Origin of the sequence: Asticcacaulis benevestitus DSM 16100 = ATCC BAA-896, from assembly GCF_000376105.1 — a bacterium.
In the GTDB taxonomy this organism is placed as follows: domain Bacteria; phylum Pseudomonadota; class Alphaproteobacteria; order Caulobacterales; family Caulobacteraceae; genus Asticcacaulis; species Asticcacaulis benevestitus.
Map to the genome: position 1 here is coordinate 47,311 of NZ_AQWM01000008.1, position 19,077 is coordinate 66,387.

At 58.9% G+C, this 19,077-nt stretch carries 19 protein-coding genes; 10 read left to right on the forward strand and 9 right to left on the reverse strand.

Annotation, left to right across the window (positions count from 1 at the left end):
• Positions 1 to 107: 107 nt before the first annotated feature.
• The 8 genes from B060_RS0111015 to B060_RS0111050 all read right to left on the reverse strand — a co-directional run bounded on the left by B060_RS0111015 (position 108) and on the right by B060_RS0111050 (position 8,524).
• Positions 108 to 1,490 (reverse strand): glutamate--cysteine ligase, encoded by a 1,383-nt coding sequence (locus B060_RS0111015; RefSeq protein ID WP_018081841.1) that lies wholly within the window; start codon positions 1,488 to 1,490, stop codon positions 108 to 110.
• A gap of 128 nt (positions 1,491 to 1,618) precedes the next feature.
• Positions 1,619 to 2,365: a 16S rRNA (uracil(1498)-N(3))-methyltransferase gene (locus B060_RS0111020; RefSeq protein WP_018081842.1), complete on the reverse strand. Its 747-nt coding sequence runs from the start codon at positions 2,363 to 2,365 to the stop codon at positions 1,619 to 1,621.
• A 9-nt stretch (positions 2,366 to 2,374) separates the two neighbouring features.
• Positions 2,375 to 3,310, reverse strand: coding sequence for an alpha/beta hydrolase (locus B060_RS0111025; protein ID WP_018081843.1), 936 nt, complete (start codon positions 3,308 to 3,310; stop codon positions 2,375 to 2,377).
• Between the two features lie 117 nt (positions 3,311 to 3,427).
• Positions 3,428 to 5,371 (reverse strand): M61 family metallopeptidase, encoded by a 1,944-nt coding sequence (locus tag B060_RS0111030; protein ID WP_018081844.1) that lies wholly within the window; start codon positions 5,369 to 5,371, stop codon positions 3,428 to 3,430.
• A 113-nt stretch (positions 5,372 to 5,484) separates the two neighbouring features.
• Entirely contained in the window at positions 5,485 to 5,862 is a 378-nt protein-coding gene (locus tag B060_RS0111035) for a hypothetical protein (protein ID WP_018081845.1), read from the reverse strand.
• Positions 5,863 to 5,865: 3 nt separating this feature from the next.
• The gene (locus B060_RS0111040) at positions 5,866 to 6,756 is read right to left on the reverse strand and encodes a pirin family protein (RefSeq protein ID WP_018081846.1); all 891 of its coding nucleotides are present in this window, start codon (positions 6,754 to 6,756) and stop codon (positions 5,866 to 5,868) included.
• Positions 6,753 to 7,865: a glycosyltransferase family 4 protein gene (locus B060_RS26055; protein ID WP_018081847.1), complete on the reverse strand. Its 1,113-nt coding sequence runs from the start codon at positions 7,863 to 7,865 to the stop codon at positions 6,753 to 6,755. Before B060_RS26055 ends, B060_RS0111040 begins: the two co-directional genes overlap by 4 nt.
• On the reverse strand, positions 7,862 to 8,524 hold the full coding sequence (locus B060_RS0111050) for a hypothetical protein (protein ID WP_155847794.1): 663 nt from the start codon (positions 8,522 to 8,524) through the stop codon (positions 7,862 to 7,864). The genes B060_RS26055 and B060_RS0111050 overlap by 4 nt, the downstream gene beginning before the upstream one ends.
• 103 nt (positions 8,525 to 8,627) lie before the next feature.
• Between B060_RS0111050 and chrA the strand changes: the two genes are divergently transcribed.
• Positions 8,628 to 9,962: a chromate efflux transporter gene (gene chrA / locus B060_RS0111055; protein ID WP_018081849.1), complete on the forward strand. Its 1,335-nt coding sequence runs from the start codon at positions 8,628 to 8,630 to the stop codon at positions 9,960 to 9,962.
• 180 nt (positions 9,963 to 10,142) lie between these two features.
• Here the strand turns inward: chrA and B060_RS0111060 are convergent, their stop codons facing one another.
• Positions 10,143 to 11,525 carry a cation:proton antiporter gene (locus B060_RS0111060; protein ID WP_018081850.1) on the reverse strand — a complete coding sequence of 461 codons (1,383 nt, stop codon included), beginning with the start codon at positions 11,523 to 11,525 and terminating at the stop codon, positions 10,143 to 10,145.
• A 263-nt stretch (positions 11,526 to 11,788) separates the two neighbouring features.
• On the opposite strand from B060_RS0111060, the gene B060_RS0111065 reads away from it, so the two are divergent.
• The 9 genes from B060_RS0111065 to cysW all read left to right on the forward strand — a co-directional run bounded on the left by B060_RS0111065 (position 11,789) and on the right by cysW (position 19,077).
• Positions 11,789 to 12,052 (forward strand): type II toxin-antitoxin system Phd/YefM family antitoxin, encoded by a 264-nt coding sequence (locus B060_RS0111065; RefSeq protein WP_018081851.1) that lies wholly within the window; start codon positions 11,789 to 11,791, stop codon positions 12,050 to 12,052.
• Positions 12,052 to 12,564: a type II toxin-antitoxin system VapC family toxin gene (locus B060_RS0111070; RefSeq protein ID WP_018081852.1), complete on the forward strand. Its 513-nt coding sequence runs from the start codon at positions 12,052 to 12,054 to the stop codon at positions 12,562 to 12,564. Before B060_RS0111065 ends, B060_RS0111070 begins: the two co-directional genes overlap by 1 nt.
• 133 nt (positions 12,565 to 12,697) lie before the next feature.
• Positions 12,698 to 13,126, forward strand: a complete 429-nt coding sequence (locus B060_RS0111075) for an RrF2 family transcriptional regulator (protein ID WP_026172761.1) — start codon at positions 12,698 to 12,700, stop codon at positions 13,124 to 13,126.
• Between the two features lie 52 nt (positions 13,127 to 13,178).
• Positions 13,179 to 13,388, forward strand: coding sequence for a YezD family protein (locus B060_RS0111080; RefSeq protein WP_026172762.1), 210 nt, complete (start codon positions 13,179 to 13,181; stop codon positions 13,386 to 13,388).
• Positions 13,389 to 13,487: 99 nt separating this feature from the next.
• Complete coding sequence (locus B060_RS24280) at positions 13,488 to 14,885, forward strand: OprO/OprP family phosphate-selective porin (RefSeq protein ID WP_018081855.1); 1,398 nt, start codon at positions 13,488 to 13,490, stop codon at positions 14,883 to 14,885.
• Positions 14,886 to 14,968: 83 nt separating this feature from the next.
• Positions 14,969 to 16,003: a sulfate ABC transporter substrate-binding protein gene (locus B060_RS0111090; RefSeq protein WP_018081856.1), complete on the forward strand. Its 1,035-nt coding sequence runs from the start codon at positions 14,969 to 14,971 to the stop codon at positions 16,001 to 16,003.
• A gap of 215 nt (positions 16,004 to 16,218) precedes the next feature.
• Positions 16,219 to 17,229 carry a sulfate ABC transporter substrate-binding protein gene (locus B060_RS0111095; protein WP_018081857.1) on the forward strand — a complete coding sequence of 337 codons (1,011 nt, stop codon included), beginning with the start codon at positions 16,219 to 16,221 and terminating at the stop codon, positions 17,227 to 17,229.
• 109 nt (positions 17,230 to 17,338) lie between these two features.
• Entirely contained in the window at positions 17,339 to 18,235 is an 897-nt protein-coding gene (gene cysT, locus B060_RS0111100; RefSeq protein WP_018081858.1) for a sulfate ABC transporter permease subunit CysT, read from the forward strand.
• Positions 18,232 to 19,077, forward strand: a complete 846-nt coding sequence (cysW, locus tag B060_RS0111105; protein WP_018081859.1) for a sulfate ABC transporter permease subunit CysW — start codon at positions 18,232 to 18,234, stop codon at positions 19,075 to 19,077. Before cysT ends, cysW begins: the two co-directional genes overlap by 4 nt.

Genomic DNA, 19,077 nt, shown 5'->3' on the forward strand with positions numbered 1-19,077 from the left:
CCCCTTCAAGGGTTGTGTCATTTGCAAGGAACAGAGCAGTTAATTTTTGGTTTTGCAAGCGGACTCGTCGCTGCACCTGCGAACAGTATACGATTTTAGCGCTTAAATTAATAAGCTTCTTCTTCGTAGAGTTTGCGGATATCGCCCTGCCACACGCCATTGAACTTTTCCAATAAGCGATCGGCCGGTGTCAGACCGCTGTCAGCAATCTCGAACAACTCGCCAAGATAACCGCTTTCATCGACCATTCCGCCCGACAGGCGGTTGCGGCGCTTGAGGCCGGCCTTGGCGATCTCCAGCACGTCCATGGCCCAAGCCTTGACCGGACGGCCGGCGATCTCACCCTTGAGACCGGTTTTGGCTGCCATGGCGCGCAGGCTGTTATGGTCTTGCGTCGTCCACCCCTTCACGAGGTCCCAGGCGGCTTCCAGGGAGGTCTGATCATACAGCAGACCGGCCCACAACGCCGGCAGGGCGCACAGACGGCTCCACGGCCCGCCATCGGCGCCGCGCATTTCGAGGTACTTTTTCAGGCGTACTTCCGGGAACAGGGTCGTCAGGTGATCGGCCCAGTCGTCCATAGTCGGCAACTGACCCGGCAGACCCGGCAGTTCGCCCTTCATATAGGCTTTGAAATCCTGACCTGAGACGTCGATATAATCGTCACGCTTGACGAAATACATCGGCACATCGAGCGCATATTTGGCATAGCGCTCAAAGCCGAAATCGTCCTGGAAGACGAAATCCAGCATACCTGTGCGATCGGGATCGGTGTCGGTCCAGACATTGGCGCGCGCCGACAGGAAACCGCTCGGCTTGCCTTCAATAAACGGTGAGTTGGCGAAAAGAGCCGTGGCGATCGGTTGCAAGGCCAGCGACACGCGAAACTTCAGCACCATATCGGCTTCGGATTCGTAATCGAGATTGGCCTGCACCGTGCACGTGCGCAGCATCATATCGAGGCCAAGATTGCCCTTCTTCGGCATGTAGGCGCGCATGATCTTGTAACGCCCCTTGGGCATGACCGGCGTTTCCTCGCGCGTCCATAGCGGCGAGAAACCGACACCCAAGAACCCGAGCCCGAGTTCCGACGCCACAGCCTTGACCTCTTCGAGGTGCTGACCGGTCTCATTACAGATATCGTGGATGGTTTCCAGCGGCGCACCGGAAAGCTCGAACTGACCACCCGGCTCCAAGGTCACCGAGGCGCCATCGCGCAGCAACGCGATCACCTTGCCATTTTCTTCGTAAGGCTTCCAGCCGAAGCGCTGCATGCCCTTGAGCATGGCTTCGATGCCATCAGGACCTTCATAGGCCGGGCGGCGCAGCGTATCAAGGTAGAAGGCAAATTTCTCGTGCTCGGCGCCGATGCGCCACTTGTCGCGCGGTTTATTGCCGGATTCAAAATAACCGACCAGTTCGGAAAAATTGCGCACAGGTTCTACATCTGAATTATAAGCCACGTGCCCTGCCCTCTGATAGGTCTGCATCAAGTTTGGCCTATATGGGCCGCCTTATCGTCACTGACAAGGCTACAGTTAGTTTTTTGCGGCTCAATCGGCGCGAGCCTCCTCGCAATGGCTCGGACGGGCTTTGCCCTTGCGGCCTTAGGCGGAGGTTACTTCCAGTCGCCAAGCGCGGCCTGATAGAGCGTAAGCGCAGAGATGGCCGCAGTATCGGCACGCAGGATGCGCGGCCCCAGATTGACCGGATAGACGTCGTCACGGGCGCGCAGGGTTTGGCGCTCAATATCGTCAAATCCGCCTTCGGGGCCGATCAGGATGGCCGCACGCTTTTCAGTCAATGTTGACAAAACATCAAGCAAAGGCCTTGTGACACGGATGTCGCCTTCGTGCGTGCTGTCTTCGTCGCCAAACAAAATGGCATCGACATCGAGCTTGGCGAGGAAGCTTTCCAGCTTCACAGGTGGCAAAATCTCCGGCACATCGAGCCGCTCAGTCTGTTCGGCCGCTTCCTGCGCGATCAGTTTCAGGCGTTCCAGCTTGGTATGATCAGCATTGGAGCGGCGGGTGATCAACAGTTGAATTTTGCCGACGCCCAGTTCTGTCGCCTTCTCGATGATGTATTCCAACGGCGTGCGCTTGATCAGCGCCACCGCCAAAACCGGCCCCTGCGCCTTGCCCTGTGTCCGCGTCTGTTCGGTCAGAGCAAGCGTCACATGACGCTTGCCAGCCTCGGCAATGCGCGCCGTCCACCCACCGTCGCGCCCGTTAAAGATAGCAATCTCGTCACCCACACCCTTGCGCATGACGGAGGTCAGATAGCGGCTCTGATCGCTGTTAAGCGCCAGAGACAAGCCCGCCACAAAGGCCGGCGTCGGTTCGGAAATATAGAGACGGATCATAGAGCCGGTTTAGCGCTGAAAAGCCTTCGTGCCAAGATGAGCCGTGATAAAGCTGTCGACACTGTCGGTGTAGGTGCCAGGCAGGCCAAGCTGGGCGTTCACCTCAGCATGCTTCATATCCAGTTCCACTACCGGCGCCGACTGGCCAATCCCCTTCAAAGCCGCGGCAAAATCATGGCTCTGGCCGCAGGAATCGTCCGACCGCTTCAAGGCGCAGACCAGCATCATCGGTACGGCATCGGCCTTGAGCTGAGCGCGGGGCGACAGACGCGTCCAATAGGCGGGATCGCTGCCGAAGGCGTCGTCGTACAGATCGAGATGTTGACGCTTCATAACGGCAGCCACGTCATAGGCGGCGCTGTCCAAGACGACGGTTGCCACCCAGTCATGGCCGCCTGCCTGGCGAACAAGAGTCGGATCAGCCGACATGAGCGCCACCAGATGCGCACCGGCGGAGTGGCCCATCAGGATCAGCTTACCGGCATCGCCACCCCAGCTTGGCGCCTGCTTTTCTATGTAGGTGATAGCGCTGGCGACATCCTGCGCCTGCACATCCACCCCGGCATTGGGCAACATGCGGTAATCAATACTGATAAAGATATAGCCCTTGGGCAGCCAGTGCTTGATCTTGTTTTCGACCACGCCGGCCATGTTCTTGTCACCGATACGCCAGCCGCCGCCGTGCACCATGACGATGACCGGGGCATGGTCCGGATTCGGTGGCAAATAAACTTCCATGGATTGATCAGCATCGGTCCCGTAGGCAGCCGACTTTCGCGTGGCGCCGGCGACAAATCGTGCGGGATCAATCGGCTGGGCGGCGGCGGATTTTTCTTTCATCCGCTGCATAAGACGCTTTCGGATGGGCTGGGCGTCGGCGGGCAGGGTCGCAGCACCTATGGCCAGCAAGCAGGCAATGGCGGCGATCAGGCGTTTACAGGTCATGGCAGCGCTCACGAATGGGGTGCGGTATAACTGCCTGTAGCACCACCAAGCTGACGGGAAGATGAACGAAAAAGGCCTCCCCGTCGCCGGAGAGGCCTTTCATACTCATCTGCCGAGTTATTTTTTCTCGGCCAGGATATCATCGAGAAGCGCTGGCGTGCCTTCAATCCGTTGCAGGACCGGGTAACGCAGGCCACCCGTATAATCAATCTTGATGACGCGATAGGTTTCGTCCATCTTGACGATCAACTCTATCGGCTTGCCGGACTTGGCTGCGGTGATCGCCAGCTTCAGAGCATCGCTGTCATAGGTTCTGCCATTGAGCGCCACCAGCGTGTCGCCCGGCGTCAGACCGGCCTTGAAAGCGGGGCTGCCCCACAGGACGCCGGCCAGGGTGTTGTCCTTGTTGTTGACCGAGAAACCGATGGAATAGCTGAGGTTGGTCACCTTTCCCAGGGTCTCGTTCCCCTTCCAAAGATCGCTCGGCGTCTCGGTATAGACAAGCTTGTAACCGCCCCGCGTGATGCCGTCGAGCGGCGCGCCGCCCTTATCGGCCTCGCCATGACCATCAACGCGCGTGCGCAGGAAGGTGGCCCAGTCATACGGGTAGACAGCGTTCAGCGTCTTGACCACGTCGTCAAACGTGTAGGTCGCCTCGCCCCAGTCGCCGTTCTGGATGCCGAAGAAGCCCTTGGCGAAATTGTCGAGGGACTTCTTGCCGCCAGTCTTCTCGCGGATCAGCGTATCGGCGTCGAGCCAGATCAGCAGACCTTCATTGTAGTAGTCTTCCGAACGCTGATAGGCACGCCAGTTCTGCGGAGAGCGGGCCGAGATCACCGGATCGTTGGTAGTGTCCTGCAAGGCGCGCCACGAACGGCCTGGCAGATTATCCAGGTTGGCCGCCGTCGCCGCCAGGTTTTGCAGCGCCAGTTCCTTGCTGTTCAGTCCCGAACGAGTCGCCAGAACCTGACCCCAGTATTGCGTCTGGCCTTCATAGACCCATAACAGGCTGTTGCGCATCGGCACCTGGAAGTTCGGCGTCCACAGATCGGCGCCGCGGCGGAACTTGCCGTTCCACGAGTGGGTGTATTCGTGCGCCAGCAGGTCACGGCTGTAGCTGACCTTGGCGTCGGTCAGATATTTCTTTTCGACGCGGTTTTCCGAACTGCGATGATGCTCAAGACCGATGCCGCCGATCTGATCCGAAGCGGCCACTAGGAAATCGTAGTGGTCGTAATGATGCGCGCCGTAGAGCTTGTAGGCCTGCTGGACCAGTTTCTTGTGGACATCGATAAAGCCCGGCATGACGTCCAGTTGCTCAGGACTATCGGCCATCACATTGAGGCGCACCGGCGCCGGACCGTCCGGATCGAGATCCCAGCTCTTGAAATAGCGGCCCGAGAAGATCGGCGAATCGATCAGGGTGTCGTAATCGGTCGTCTTGAAGACCACCGTATCACCCGTCTTGTGGTCGGTCTCAAGCCCCGTGGCGTAGCCCCAGCCTTCGGGGAATTTAACCGTCGCCTGCACCGGAATGCGCTTGGCGTAATACCCCGCCGGATAGAAGCTGGCGAAATTGAACTGAAGGTTCAGCATGTCTGGCGTCATGACCGCGCGACCGGCTGCCGCCGTGGTCGGCGCCAGGTACTGGAATTCGACGTCCACCGCCGTCACGCCGGCCGGCACGTCGATATGGAAGGCCGTCACATTGATCTGATCACGCACCCAGGTGAGCGGTTTACCATTGGCGGACACCAGAAGGCCGGCGATCTTGCTGATCTCCGAACGGTCAGAGTGCTTGCCCGGCAGCCATTCCGGCAGCATCAGGACCAGATCACCGGCTTTGCTGACCGGCACGGTTTGCTTGATGCTGAAAATCTTTCGGTCAAGATCGGTGGCGTCGACCGTCACCTTCAGGACACCCGGATAGGCGATATCCTGAGGTGGCGCAATCACCGGATCCGGCGGCGCCATGGTCTGAGCGCCCGCACCATAAGCTACCATGCTAGCCGACAAGGCGGCGCAAAGCGCTAGCGCGCTCGAAAAACCATAGGTTTTCATAAAATCTCTCACATAAAAAAGTCACACCCGGAGATAGTGAACCAAGCGCAGATCGTTACATTTGTAAAGACGGTGTTCGCATGACAGCTGCGTAAACGTTCAAAAAAGCAGATCTAATGAAACTGATGAAGCAGGAAGATCAGGATTCCCAGCGCCGCCGGCAGCCAGGCCAGCACGACCGACAGGACCGTCCCCAATATCCACATGCGCCAGCGGTAAGGTCGGGTGAGATCGGTTTCGCCATTGCTCCACAAAATTTCTGTCAACCAGCCGATCGTGTAGGCCACATTCGCCAGCCCAAGGAAGATACCAGCCATAAAGACAAGGCCCAGAGGCTCCACAGGCATATTTCTGAGTGAGGTCTGTGACACCAGGAAAGCACCCAGCCAGAGAGAGCCTGCCAGAAACGGCACCAGAATGAGGTTATAGGTCACCCGCCGGAATTCCCACCACCCGACGGAGTCGAGGTTTTTCATCGACAGGATATGCATGACCTACTCCGGCAGCGGAATGAATTCCTGATCGTCGCCCGGCACCTTCGGGAAGGCGATGCCGTCCTGCGATTGCCAATCGACCTTGGCCTGCTCGATACGCTCAGGGCGCGATGACACAAAATTCCAGTAGATATGGCGTTCGGTCAAAGGCTCTCCACCGATGATGACGAAGTGCGCCTCGTCCAGCGCCTTGATCTGCACGCCGGCGCCGGGCGTCAACACGGCCATTTCATATTGCTCCAGCCGATGCCCGTCGATTTCGAGCGCCCCGTCACAGGCATAGATGGCGCGTTCTTCTGCGCTCAGCGGCGCATCGATCGCGCTGCCAGCCTGCGCTTTTATCTCGACATACAGAGTCTGGGCGAAGGTCTTGACCGGCGAGGTCAGGCCGAAGGCCTGCCCCATCATCACACGCACCGTTGCACCATTAATCTCAGTCTGCGGGATTTCGTTGGCATCATAATGAAAGAAGGCCGCGTCCATTTCCTCATCGGCTTCGGGCAGGGCCAGCCACAGTTGCAGCCCGTCAAGATGGCGCATTTTGGCGATGGCGCTGTCTTCCTCGCGTTCCGAATGGGTAATACCCTTGCCGGCCACCATCAGGTTGACATCGCCCGGCACAATAACCGAGCGGGTGCCCAGCGAATCGCGGTGCAGGATATTGCCCTTGAACAGATAGGTGACGGTGGCAAGATTGATGTGCGGGTGCGGCCGGACATTGATGCCGATGCCGGGCGCGAAATCGGCCGGTCCCATATGATCAAAGAAAATCCATGGCCCCACCATACGGCGCCTGGCTACCGGCAGGACACGACGCACCTTGAAGCCACCGAGATCCTTTTCACGGGCTGGAATGATGAGACTGATCGTATCGGGAAGGGTGTCGCTCATATTTCATCTCCAGTTTTTTGGCCAGTGTTCAAAACGGTCTCAAATCGCGTGACCGCCGCATGCCATACAAATTCCGACCAGAAGCGCGTCTGCGCTTTAGCGCCCATACGCTGCCGCAAGGCCTCATCACTTAGCAGCCGGCGCAGGCCAGCCGTCAAGGTGGCGACATCCTCGCCATCGACAATCAGGCCGGTCTCGCCATCGATCACAGCGTCCCCCACGCCTCCGTCCTTACCGGCGATCGACGGGACGCCATAGGCCGCCGCTTCGAGAAAGACGATGCCAAAGCCCTCAACCGAGCCATGCTCGCGTCGGTTCGGCAACACGAACACGCGTGCCTGCCGGATCAGTTCGGCCTTGCGGGCATCGGAAACATAGCCGTGGAAATGCACGCGCCCGGTTACGCCAAGCTGCTCCGCCAGAGCGATAAGCCGGTCCTTGTCCTCGCCCTTGCCAACAATATCAAGCACGACCTGCGGGTAATCCGCCTGCAGCTCAGCCAGCGCCCGGATAATCTGGTCGATGCCCTTGCGAGGCTCCAGCCTGGCGATACACAGCAGGCGCTCACCTTGTGGCGCCGCCGCAACGGCCTCCCTTGCCTCCCCCGGCGCCATGATACCCGGCAGAACCACCTCCACCGGCACAGAACCGGCAAACGCATGCGCCAGCCCGGCAGTAAAGCGGGAATTGGCCGCGACCACATCAGCCTTGGCCAAACTGCGGCGCAAACGCCCCGCCTTGACGGCGCTATGCGTCAGATACTCATTGCCGTGCGCGATACATACGATGCGGACCCCCTTCAGCTTAGACCTGTCAAGGAGTTCGAGACTTTTCCAACTGTCCGCCACGATGACCATAACATCGCCCTGGCGCACGCGTCGCGCAATCGCCGCAGCGACCCGTAATTGCCTGATAATTCGGATGCCGCCGTAACGATGGATGGCGTAGCTGCGTGTGGCGTCAAATGCCTTTGCCGCCGAACGGCTGGTTTTGCGGCAGAACACCTCAATGGCATGGCCGCGCGCCGCGAAGGCATCGGCCAATCCTGTCAGGTATTGCTGTGTTCCGCCGACATCGGGCAGGAAGCTTTGCGTAACAACAAGAATCATCGCCGTGTTTTACTCCGGCGCGCGCCCTTGTGCCGCTTCTTTTTGGCTTTTTTCTTAGTAACGACAGGCTTTTCCACCGTGTCGGCGACCGGCGCCACCGTTGCGGGCGCCCCTGCCCCCAACAGTTCGACCTGCGTCTCCAGCGACACCTTGCGCTCAGACACCTCGTCATGCGCAATCGCCTTGATGGTATAGACGCCCGGTGCATCCTGCGGCTCGAATTGTAGCATCACAACCTTGGTGCGGTTATCGAAGACGCTGCGACCATCGCCAACCGGACCACGTACAGCGGCCAGCGCCTTGTAATCACTGTCGGCATAGATCCTGGCATCTGGCCCAATCACCTGCAGATCATAGATGACCTCGCCATTGCCGTTGGCATCGGCCGCCAGTCCGGTAAAGACCAGCTTGATGGCCAGCACGGCACCGACCTCAGCGCGGCTGACCCGGTTGAGCTGGCGATTGCCGCCGCCGGGCTTATCGAATTCGGCCAGTTCCTGTTGGGGGATGACAATCAGCATGGCGGAAAAATCGCCGTCATGATCAGGGAAACCATGCTGCGGCGTGTATTGGGTCGTCGTCGCCGTGCCGGCGAAAACCGAGCCAGCGGCAAAAGCCAGTCCCAGCGCGATCAATCCTGATATAGCCGCCTTACGCATCGCAAATCCCCATCCGTCATAACTATGTCACGCGTGGACAAGGCAGACAAGACGCCAGTTCCGCGTTAGTGAAGCAGACATAAGGCTGTTTTGGGGTGAAGCGATGCAACAGAGAGAACCGGTTAAATTCGGCGACGCTTTCAATTTCTGGCTCAAGCTCGGCCTGATCAGTTTCGGCGGTCCGGCGGGCCAGATCTCCATCATGCATCAGGAGTTGGTTGAAAAGCGCCGGTGGATTTCCGAGAAACGCTTTCTGCACGCGCTCAACTACTGCATGGTCCTGCCCGGCCCCGAAGCGCAGCAACTGGCGACCTATATCGGCTGGCTGATGCACAGGACATGGGGCGGAATCGTCGCGGGCGTTCTGTTTCTCCTGCCATCGCTTTTCCTGCTCATAGGTCTGTCCTGGGCCTATATGGCGTTTGGCCACGTCACGTGGGTGGCCGGGCTTTTTTACGGTATCAAACCGGCCGTGACAGCTATCGTCCTGCAAGCCACGCATCGCATCGGTTCACGGGCGCTCAAGCACCCGCTTATGTGGGGACTGGCCCTGACGGCCTTTGTGGCGCTGGCCGTCTTCAATCTCCCGTTTCCGCTGATTATCCTGACCGCCGCCGTGATCGGCGCGATCGGTGGGAGATTGGCTCCGCAGATTTTCAAATCAACGGGTGGGCACAAGGTCTCCGATGCCGCCGCCTTACCTGCCCTGATCGATGATGATACACCCACGCCCGCACATGCGCGCTTTCGCTGGACACGGCTGGCCGTGGTCGTGACCAGCGGCGCGGTTCTGTGGGCCGTGCCTGTAACCACCTGCGGCCTGGCGCTTGGCTGGAGCCATCCGCTCACCCTGATGAGTCTCTTCTTCACCAAGGCAGCCTTTCTGACGTTTGGCGGCGCCTACGCGGTGCTGCCCTATGTCTGGCAAGGCGCCGTCACCACCTATGGCTGGGTCACACCACCCCAGATGATGGATGGCCTGGCGCTCGGTGAAGCGACACCCGGCCCCTTGATTATGGTTGTGACCTTTGTCGGCTTTGTCGGCGGCTTTCAAAGCGGCATGTTTGGCGCGAATCATGCCGTGCTGGCCGGCGTGACCCCCGCCCTCACTGTCACCTGGTTCACCTTTCTACCGTCGTTCATCTTCATTCTGGCCGGCGGTCCGCTTGTCGAAAGCACGCATAACAACCTGACCTTCACCGCGCCCCTGACCGCTATCACCGCCGCGGTCGTCGGCGTCATCGCTAATCTGGCGCTGTTCTTCGCTTATCATGTCCTCTGGCCGCAAGGCTTTTCCGGCGCATTTGACGAGAAGGCGTTTGTCATCGCCACCATGGCCGCCATTGCCCTGTTGCGATTCAAGGCCAATGTCATTCACGTCATTGTGGCCTGCGCGCTGACAGGCCTTGTCATCAAGCTATTCCTGCCGGTGCTTTAGAGCAAAAAAAAGTCCCTGCTCCGCGGTGGAAACAGGGACATGAGAGCGGGAGATCAGGAGAGTACGCTTTACAGATTTAGAGCGTGTTCCGATCTGATTGCATCAGAACAGCGCTCTAATTTTTTTTGTTTTTACGCGCTTTTTGATCCGAAAAGTGCGTCACACTTTTCGGAAAGCGCTCTAGCTGGCGCTTTCCGGTACGGCGCCCAGTTCACCGCTTTCGCGCGCCTTCTTGCCGTAAACCATCTCGAACACCGGCGACGCCATGACCGTGGTGACAATGGCCATCAGAACCAGCATGGCGAACAGCGGCAGGCCGATAATGCCCTTTTGCAGGCCGATATTGATGATGATCAGCTCCATCAGGCCGCGGGAATTCATGAGAGCGCCGATGCCCAGGGCTGTGCGGTTATCCTCACCGCTGAGGCGGGCCGCGCCCCAGCAAGCGCCAAACTTGGCAAGCACCGAAGCGATCAGGATAGCGCCGGCCACCAGCAGCATGGGCAGGGAGTTGACCATGTCCATGCGGGTGTTAAGGCCGGAATAGGTGAAGAACATCGGCAGCAGGACGATGACCGCGAACGGCTCGACCTTCTTTTTCAACTCTTCACACAGCTTGCCGCGTGGCATGGCCGTGCCCAGGATAAAGCCACCGAAGATGGCGTGGATGCCAACGGCGTCCATAATGAATGCCGAAAGGAAAAAGCAGATCATGACGATGGCCAGGACCGTATGGCTCATCTCACCCTTGGCCTCGACCATGCGACCGAGCGGCGCCAGCAGCTTGCGACCGACAAACACGATGAACAAGGCGAACAGCAGACCGCCGCCGATAGCCAGAACCGCTACGCCGGGGCCGCCGCCAAAGGTGGCCAGCACGATGGCCAACACGCACCACGACACGGCGTCATCGAAAGCGCCGGCGGTGAGCGAAAGCGTGCCCAGCGAAGAATTGGCCAGACCGCGCTCGTTGATGATGCGCGCCAGCATGGGAAAGGCGGTCAGGGCGATACAGGCGCCGAAGAACAGCGTGGCATTGAACTGGGAGATGCCCGCAGCAAACAGACCCGGCACGGACATCAGCCATGGCGTCAGAAGGACGGCGAGCAAGAACGGCGCCGTAATGCCGGCCAGCGACACGAACATGGCGCTCTTGCCTTTTTCGGCGAAGTGATCGGCGCGGAAGGTGGTGCCGACGAGGAACATGTAAAGACCGACGCCAAACTGCGCGCCGGTGTAGAGCACGCTTTTCATTTCCTTGGGGAAGATGGCGCCCTGGATTTCCGGCAGGAACAGGCCGAAGAGCGATGGCCCTAGAATCACGCCGGCGATCATTTCACCAACCACCTGTGGCTGCCCCAAAAATTTCTGACCGAGCCATCCTACGACGCGGCAGGTCACAATGATGACGGCCAGTTGCAGGAAGAAGTGGATCGAAAAGTCGCCCGGCGCATAGGCCTTGGTAACGCCATCGGGGCCGAACGCGCCATGCGGAGATAGTACATTGGCGATTTCATGCAGACCGCTTTGCAGCAGGTCCTGCGGAACAAAATCCAGAATCATGAGTGGTTTCCCCGGGAATACAAAAAGTGTGTGATCAGCGTTATGGTGGCTGTTGCCCGTAGTGATTACAGATTATTTTGATCCGTCAAACAAAAACGCTATTCGCAAACCCTTTATTTTATTGAATAATTCACTGTTGCGCATTCATCACATTGTAGCAACATATCTACATTTTACAGAAAGCACCTGTAGCAATGTAGTTTCGTATTGCGGCTGATACTGGCCTGACCTATCTTCAAGGCAACGCTATAACAGGGACGGACATGACGACCATCAGCAGCCGCGACTTCAATCAGGATGTCGGCAAGGCCAAGCGTCTCGCGCGCCACGAACCCGTCTTCATCACCGATCGCGGCCGCCCTTCGCACGTCCTGATGAGCTTCGAGGCGTTTCGCCAGATCAGCGGGCAGACGGAAAGCATCATCGATCTGCTGGCCATGCCCGACACTAGCGAACTGGAACTCGATACCACGCCCTCCGACTCAAGCTGGGACCGCACGGAAACGCTCGATGAAGGAGTCGGCTGATGTACCTGCTCGATACCCCCGTCATCAGCGAACTGCGCAAGGCCAAGACCGGCCACTGCGACCCCGGCGTGGTGCGCTGGGCCTCCGGCGTGGCGCGGCAAAATCTCTATATGTCGGCCATCAGCCTGCTGGAGCTTGAAAACAGCGTCGGCAAGGCTGAGCGCAAGGATAAGGTTCAGGCCGCCCCTCTGCGGGCCTGGCTTGATGAGCAGGTGATGAACGCTTTTGACGGACGCATTCTGCCGGTCGATTCGGCTGTGGTCAAAAAACGCGCCAGCCTTTCCCCGAACGATCCGAAAAGCGAACGCGACGCGCTGGTGGCCGCCACGGCGCAGGTTCATGGCCTGGTGCTGGTGACGCGCCAGACGACCGCCTTCAAATCGGCGCGGGTTAAGGTTTTCAACCCTTGGGGCTATACCCCCGAAGATGAACTGAACGATGATAATGCCGACTGGCAACAGGTTGCCAAGACCGGCCCTCTCTGGCTAAAGAACCTGTTCTTGCGTTTCTAACAGACATTTCCAGTTTAGCCGGACTAATCAATCTGCATTAGAATTATGCGCTTTAAACACCATTGACGCGCTTCGGTTTAAAACATACTCATTGAGTGTAGATTTTAAACGGCGCTTGAAGGGAGAGGCAACCATGCTATCCATGAAAGCCAAATATGCGTTAAAGGCGCTTATTCACATGGCACAGACTGACCGTCCGATGCTGCCCAGTAAACAGATTGCCGAGGCAGCGGACATACCGCAAAAATTCCTCGACAACATCCTCCAGGAATTGCGGCAGAACGGGATCGTCGATTCCAAACGCGGCATTTTCGGCGGCTATTTCCTGGCGAAGGACGCCAGGAGCATCATCCTTGGCGATATTATTCGCATCATCGATGGCCCGCTTGCCCCGATACGCTGCGCCAGCCTGACAGCCTATCAGAAGTGCGAGGACTGCCGCGACGAAGCGGCCTGCCAGTTGCGCCACCTGATGCTCGATGTGCGCAACGCCATGTCCGGCGTGCTCGATCAGCGATGTTTGCAGGATCTGGTTACAGATCCCTCCCTCACCGCCGCTTAAAGCCAAACAGCCACCTCCCAAAATTTCATAATTTTTCAAAGATGAGGATCACATGAGTGTGTCATCTACAGCCCCTTTGCGCCCTGATTTCAAGGAACGCGAGCTGACCGAAATCGAGCGCCAGATCCTGACCAGTCTCCAGCAAATCCGTTTCGGCTCGCTGGAAATCGTTATCCACGACTCGCGCGTGGTTCAGATTGAACGCAGCGAAAAACTGCGCTTCGACGCCAAAGGTAAAGCCCTCAACGAGAGCCTTTCCTGATCAATTCAGTACCTTAGCCTACACGTATAACAGCTTATAAAAAAACATAATCTTGCCGAATGGACTGCCAATCGGCACGCACCCACACGGAGCCCCTCCATGCGTTTCACCAAGACCACTCTCAGCCTCGGCGCGGTTGCCGCTTCTTTGGCAACCACCCTCGCCTTCACCCCCGCCCTGGCTTCGGCACAGGACGCCCAGAGCACCGAAGCCGCGCCGCTCACCTATGAAGAGCGCATCGCTCGCCTCGAACAGGAACTCGACACCTTAAAGCGCCAGCGCGAGCTGGATCAGGAACTGGCGACATCGGCCGCTGCCAAGACTCCCGTCGCCGTGCTTGACAAAAAGGGCCTGAAGTTCACCTCGGCCGACGGCAAGTATGAATTCGGCATCAATGCCCAGGTCAATATTGACGCCCATAGCTGGGGTGACGATGGCGGCAGCTTGCAGGATGAAGTCGTCGCCCGCCTGATCCGCCCGACCTTCACCGGCAAGGCCGGCAACGCCTCCTTCCGCTTCACGCCGGAACTGGGCGGGTCCTCCTCCGCTTCCGCCTCGATTGTTGACGCCTATATTGAATACAAGTTCGTTGACTCGCTACAATTCCGCGCCGGTAAGTTCAAGTCTCCGCTCGGCCTTGAACGTTTGCAGGCCGATGCCGATGTCATCTGGACCGAGCGCGGTCACTCGACCAACCTCGTGCCGAACCGTGACGTCGGTTATCAGGCTTTCGGCACCTTCTTCGACGGCGCCCTGGAATACCAGGTCGGCCTGTTCAATGGCTCGGCAGATGGCGTCAACCTGAACAACGATCTCGATAACCACAAGGATGTCGCCTACCGCGTCTTCGGCGGCCCATTCGCCAATTCCAGCGTCGTCTGGCTGCAAGGCCTGAGCATCGGCTATGCCGGCTCGGACGGCCAGCACATCGGCAACACCACCAATACCCAACTTGGCAGCTACCGCACGCCTGGACAGCAAGTGTTCTTCAAATATGGCACTGGCGTCTATTCCAACGGCAAGGAAACCCGTTCCAACCCGCAGGCCTCTTTCTATCTCAACAACTTCGGCATCCTGGCCGACTACGTGACGGTCAAGCAGGACGTCAAGCTTGGCACCAAGGCCGCACAGCTTGAAAACAAAGCGCTCGACGTTTCAACCTCGTGGGTCATCACCGGTGAGAACGTCGGCTTCAAGGGTGGCGTCAAGCCGGCCAACGACTTCAACTGGAAGAAGGGCACCTGGGGAGCCGTCGAACTGACCGCCCGTTACGGCTACACCGAAATCGACAAGGACGCCTTTACCCTCGGCTTCGCGTCGTTGACCTCGTCGGCTCAAAAAGCGACCTCCACCGGCTTCGGCGTCGGCTGGTACTGGAGCGAAAACCTGAAGCTGATCGCCGACTGGGATCAGACCGAATTCGAAGGCGGTGCTGTTGCCGGGGCGGATCGTCGCAAGGAGAACTTCGCCTCCGGCCGCATTCAGTTCCGCTACTAAGCTTATTGATCGCTTTTTTATTCGTCATACGGCAAGCTGGCCGGACTGGAGTTCGGTCAGCGCCTGAAACAAGGAACAGACACATGTCTTCCAATAAAGTTCAACGCAGAAGCTTTCTCACCGGCCTGATCGGCGGCGTCAGCCTGGCCGCCACCGGTGCGCTCTCCCTGGGTACGTCCGCCGTCGCCAAGACCCGCGAACTGCTCAACGTCTCCTACGATCCCACCCGCGAACTCTACACCGCCTATAACGCCGCTTTCAGCAAGTACTGGAAGGCCAAGACCGGCGAAGACATCACCATCCGCCAGAGCCATGGCGGTTCCGGTGCACAGGCGCGTTCGGTCATCGATGGCGTTCCCGCCGACGTGGTGACCCTGGCACTCGCCGCCGATATCGACTCGATCTCGCAAAAGGCCGGCATCCTGCCGGCCAACTGGCAGACCCGCTTCCCGAAAAACTCGACGCCCTATGCCTCGACCATCGTCTTCCTCGTCCGCAAGGGCAACCCGAAGAAGATCAAGGATTGGGAGGATCTGATCCGTCTCGACGTTTCGGTTATCACACCGAATCCGAAAACCTCGGGCGGCGCGCGCTGGAACTATCTGGGCGCCTATGCCTACGCCAAGAAGCGCTGGGGCACCGATGCGCTGGCCAAGGAATTCCTCGGCAACCTGTTCAAGCGCGTGCCGGTGCTCGATACCGGCGCCCGCGGCTCGACTGTCACCTTCGTCGAACGCGGCGTGGGCGACGTACTGATCGCCTGGGAAAATGAGGCCTATCTGGCCATCAACCAACTGGGCAAGGGCAAGTTCGACATCGTTTATCCGTCGATCTCGATCCTGGCTGAACCGCCTGTCGCCGTGGTTGACAAGAATGCCGCCAAGAAGGGCAATCTGGCTGCTGCAAAGGAATACCTGACCTATCTCTACAGCGATGAAGCACAGGACATCATCGCAAAGAACTATTATCGTCCGAGCAATCCGGCGATCCTGGCCAAGTATGCCAGCATCTTCCCAGGTCTGCCGCTGGTCACTATCAATGATTTCGGCGGCTGGAAGAAGGTCCAGAAGGAACAGTTCGACTACGGCGGCATCTTCGATCAGATCACGAAGAAGTAAGCCCCCGATGACCGCTGCCGGCGCCAAAAGCGCTTTCCGAAAAGTGTGACGCACTTTTCGGATCAAAAAGCGCGTAAAGGCAACATTTAGAGCGCCGATCTGATCCAATCAGATCGGAACAAGCTCTAAGGCGGCGGTCATTGCCTTCCTTATCCAGCCCGTCCGGCGGCGCGGCAAAATCTTGCGCGCCGTTCCGGCCTTCCGGAATCTTTCCCATGCAAAGACGCTCTTTTCTGACCACGGCTGTGGCCGGTGCGGCGCTGTTCGCCACCGGCGATGCGCTGGCCGCGCCCAAGCCGATCCAGCTTCTCAATGTATCCTACGATCCGACCCGCGAACTCTACACCGCCTACAACGCCGCCTTCAGCAAATACTGGAAGGCTAAAACCGGCCAGGACGTCACCATCCGTCAGAGCCATGGCGGCTCCGGCGCTCAGGCCCGTTCGGTGATCGAAGGCAGCCCGGCCGATGTCGTTACACTGGCGCTGTCGGACGATATCGACCAGATCGCAGCCAAGGCCGGGCTTCTGCCAGCCAACTGGCAGAGCCGCCTGCCGCTCAACTCTTCGCCCTATACCTCGACCATCGTTCTGCTGGTTCGCAAGGGCAATCCGAAGAATATCCGCGACTGGGGCGATCTCGCCCGTCCCGGCGTTGGCGTCATTACGCCTAACCCCAAGACCGGAGGCGGTGCACGCTGGAACTACCTCGCCGCCTATGCCTGGGCGCTGAAGGCCTACAACAAGGACGAGGCCAAGGCGCGAGACTTCGTCAAGAAGGTTTATGACAACGTCAAGGTGCTGGATACCGGCGCTCGCGGTTCGACTACGACCTTCGTCGAACGCGGCATAGGTGATGTGCTGATCGCCTGGGAAAACGAAGCCCTGCTCACCCAGGCCAAGCTCGGCAAGGGCAAGTTCGAGATCATCGTGCCGTCCATATCCATCCTGGCCGAACCCTCGGTCGCGGTGGTCGACAAGAACGCCAACAAGCATGGCGCCCTTGCGGTTTCGCGCGAGTACCTCAACTATCTCTATAGCGCCGAAGGCCAGGACATCATTGGCAAGAACTTCTATCGTCCGAGCGATCCGTCGGCGGCCGCGAAATATGCCAGCCAGTTCGCGAAAATCAACCTCGTCACCATCCGCGACTTCGGTGGATGGAAAAAAGTCCAGTCCATCCACTTCGCGTATGGCGGCGTCTTCGACCAGATCACAAAGCGATAACAAAAAGGCAGGTCACAGGTCACGAGACCGCGACTTGCCATAACCGCACCGTCTGCGCATAAAAAGCTGACGGTCAGTTGCGTATCCACCCAGACACAAAGGCAACCCGATGACGGGACAACCCGACACCGCCGTACCTGATCCGACCATACCGGACCATTTCAAGGCGCCCCATCCGGCCACAGGCACCACCCGCGTCCTGCCCGGCTTCAAGATCACGCTTGGCGTCACGATCTTTTTCCTCAGCACCATTGTCATTATCCCGCTGGCGGCATTGATTGCCCGTCCTTGGGAACATGGCCTGGAAGGATTCCTGTTCGTCCTAACCGACGAGCGCGTCATCCACGCCCTGGCCTTGAGCTTCTTCACAGCACTGGCCGCCGCCGTCGTCAATGTCTTTGCCGGCCTTGCCGTCGCCTGGGCCCTAACACGCTACAGTTTTCCCGGCCGACGCCTGCTTGATGCCCTGATCGACCTGCCCTTCGCGCTGCCCACCGCCGTCGCCGGCATTGCCCTGTCGAGCCTTTACGCCGCCAATGGCTGGGTCGGCAGCCTGCTGGAGCCGCACGGCATCAAGATCGCCTATACGCCGGTCGGTATCTTTCTGGCCCTGACCTTTATCGGTCTTCCGTTTGTGGTTCGCAGCGTTCAGCCGGTGCTGGCTGAATTTGAGGCTGAGGTCGAGGAAGCCGCGGAAACCCTGGGCGCCAGCGTGGTCCAGACCGCTTTTCGCGTCATCCTGCCCGCCCTCATGCCTTCGCTCGTCACTGGCTTCTCGCTGGCCCTGGCGCGCGGCGTCGGCGAATATGGCAGCGTCATCTTCATCGCCGGCAATATGCCCTATGTTTCTGAAATCGCTCCCCTGCTGATCGTCATCAAGCTGCAGGAATATGACTATGCCGGCGCCGCCTCGGTCGGTGTCATTATGTTGGGTATCTCGCTGCTTATCCTGCTGGCGCTTAACATCGTCCAGCGCATGTTCGCCAATCTCGGGAGCGCCAAATGACCGCCAAAGCCGCCAGAGCGCCCAAAACCCTCGGGGCCTATGCCCTGCTCGCCTTTGCCCTTCTGTGGCTGGGTCTTATTATCCTGCTTCCGCTGATCAATGTGCTGGTCACCGCCTTCTCGCAAGGCCTGCCGCCCTATCTGGCCGCGCTCCATACCGAGGACGCCAAGGCCGCCATCCTCTTGACCCTGCTGGTCGCCGCCATCGCCGTGCCGCTTAACGCCATCTTCGGAATCTGTGCCGCCTGGTGCATCACGCGCTTCGAGTTCAAGGGCAAGAGTTTACTGCTCTCCATCCTCGACCTGCCCTTCTCCATCTCGCCGGTCATTTCTGGTCTGGTGTGGATTCTGCTCTTCGGCGCGCAAGGCTGGTTCGGCTTCCTGCTACGCGATCATGATATCAAGATTGTGTTCGCCCTGCCGGGTCTGGTGCTGGCCACCGTGCTCGTCACCCTGCCCTTCATCGCCCGCGAGCTCATCCCGCTGATGGAAGACCAAGGCACCGATGAAGAGGTCGCGGCCCGCACGCTCGGCGCCCGCGGCTGGGATATTTTCTTCCGCGTCACCCTGCCCAATATCAAGTGGGCCCTGCTCTACGGTGTGCTGTTGTGTACGGCGCGCGCCATGGGCGAATTCGGCGCGGTCTCGGTCGTTTCCGGCCATATCCGCGGCCTGACCGACACCCTGCCGCTCTATATCGAGATCACCTATAACCAGTACGACACCATCGGCGCTTTCGCTGCGGCCTCTATCCTCGCCGGCCTCGCCATCGTCACACTCGTGCTTAAATCCCTTCTGGAATGGCGCTTCGCGGGTGAACTCGCCGCGTCACGGAGACACTGA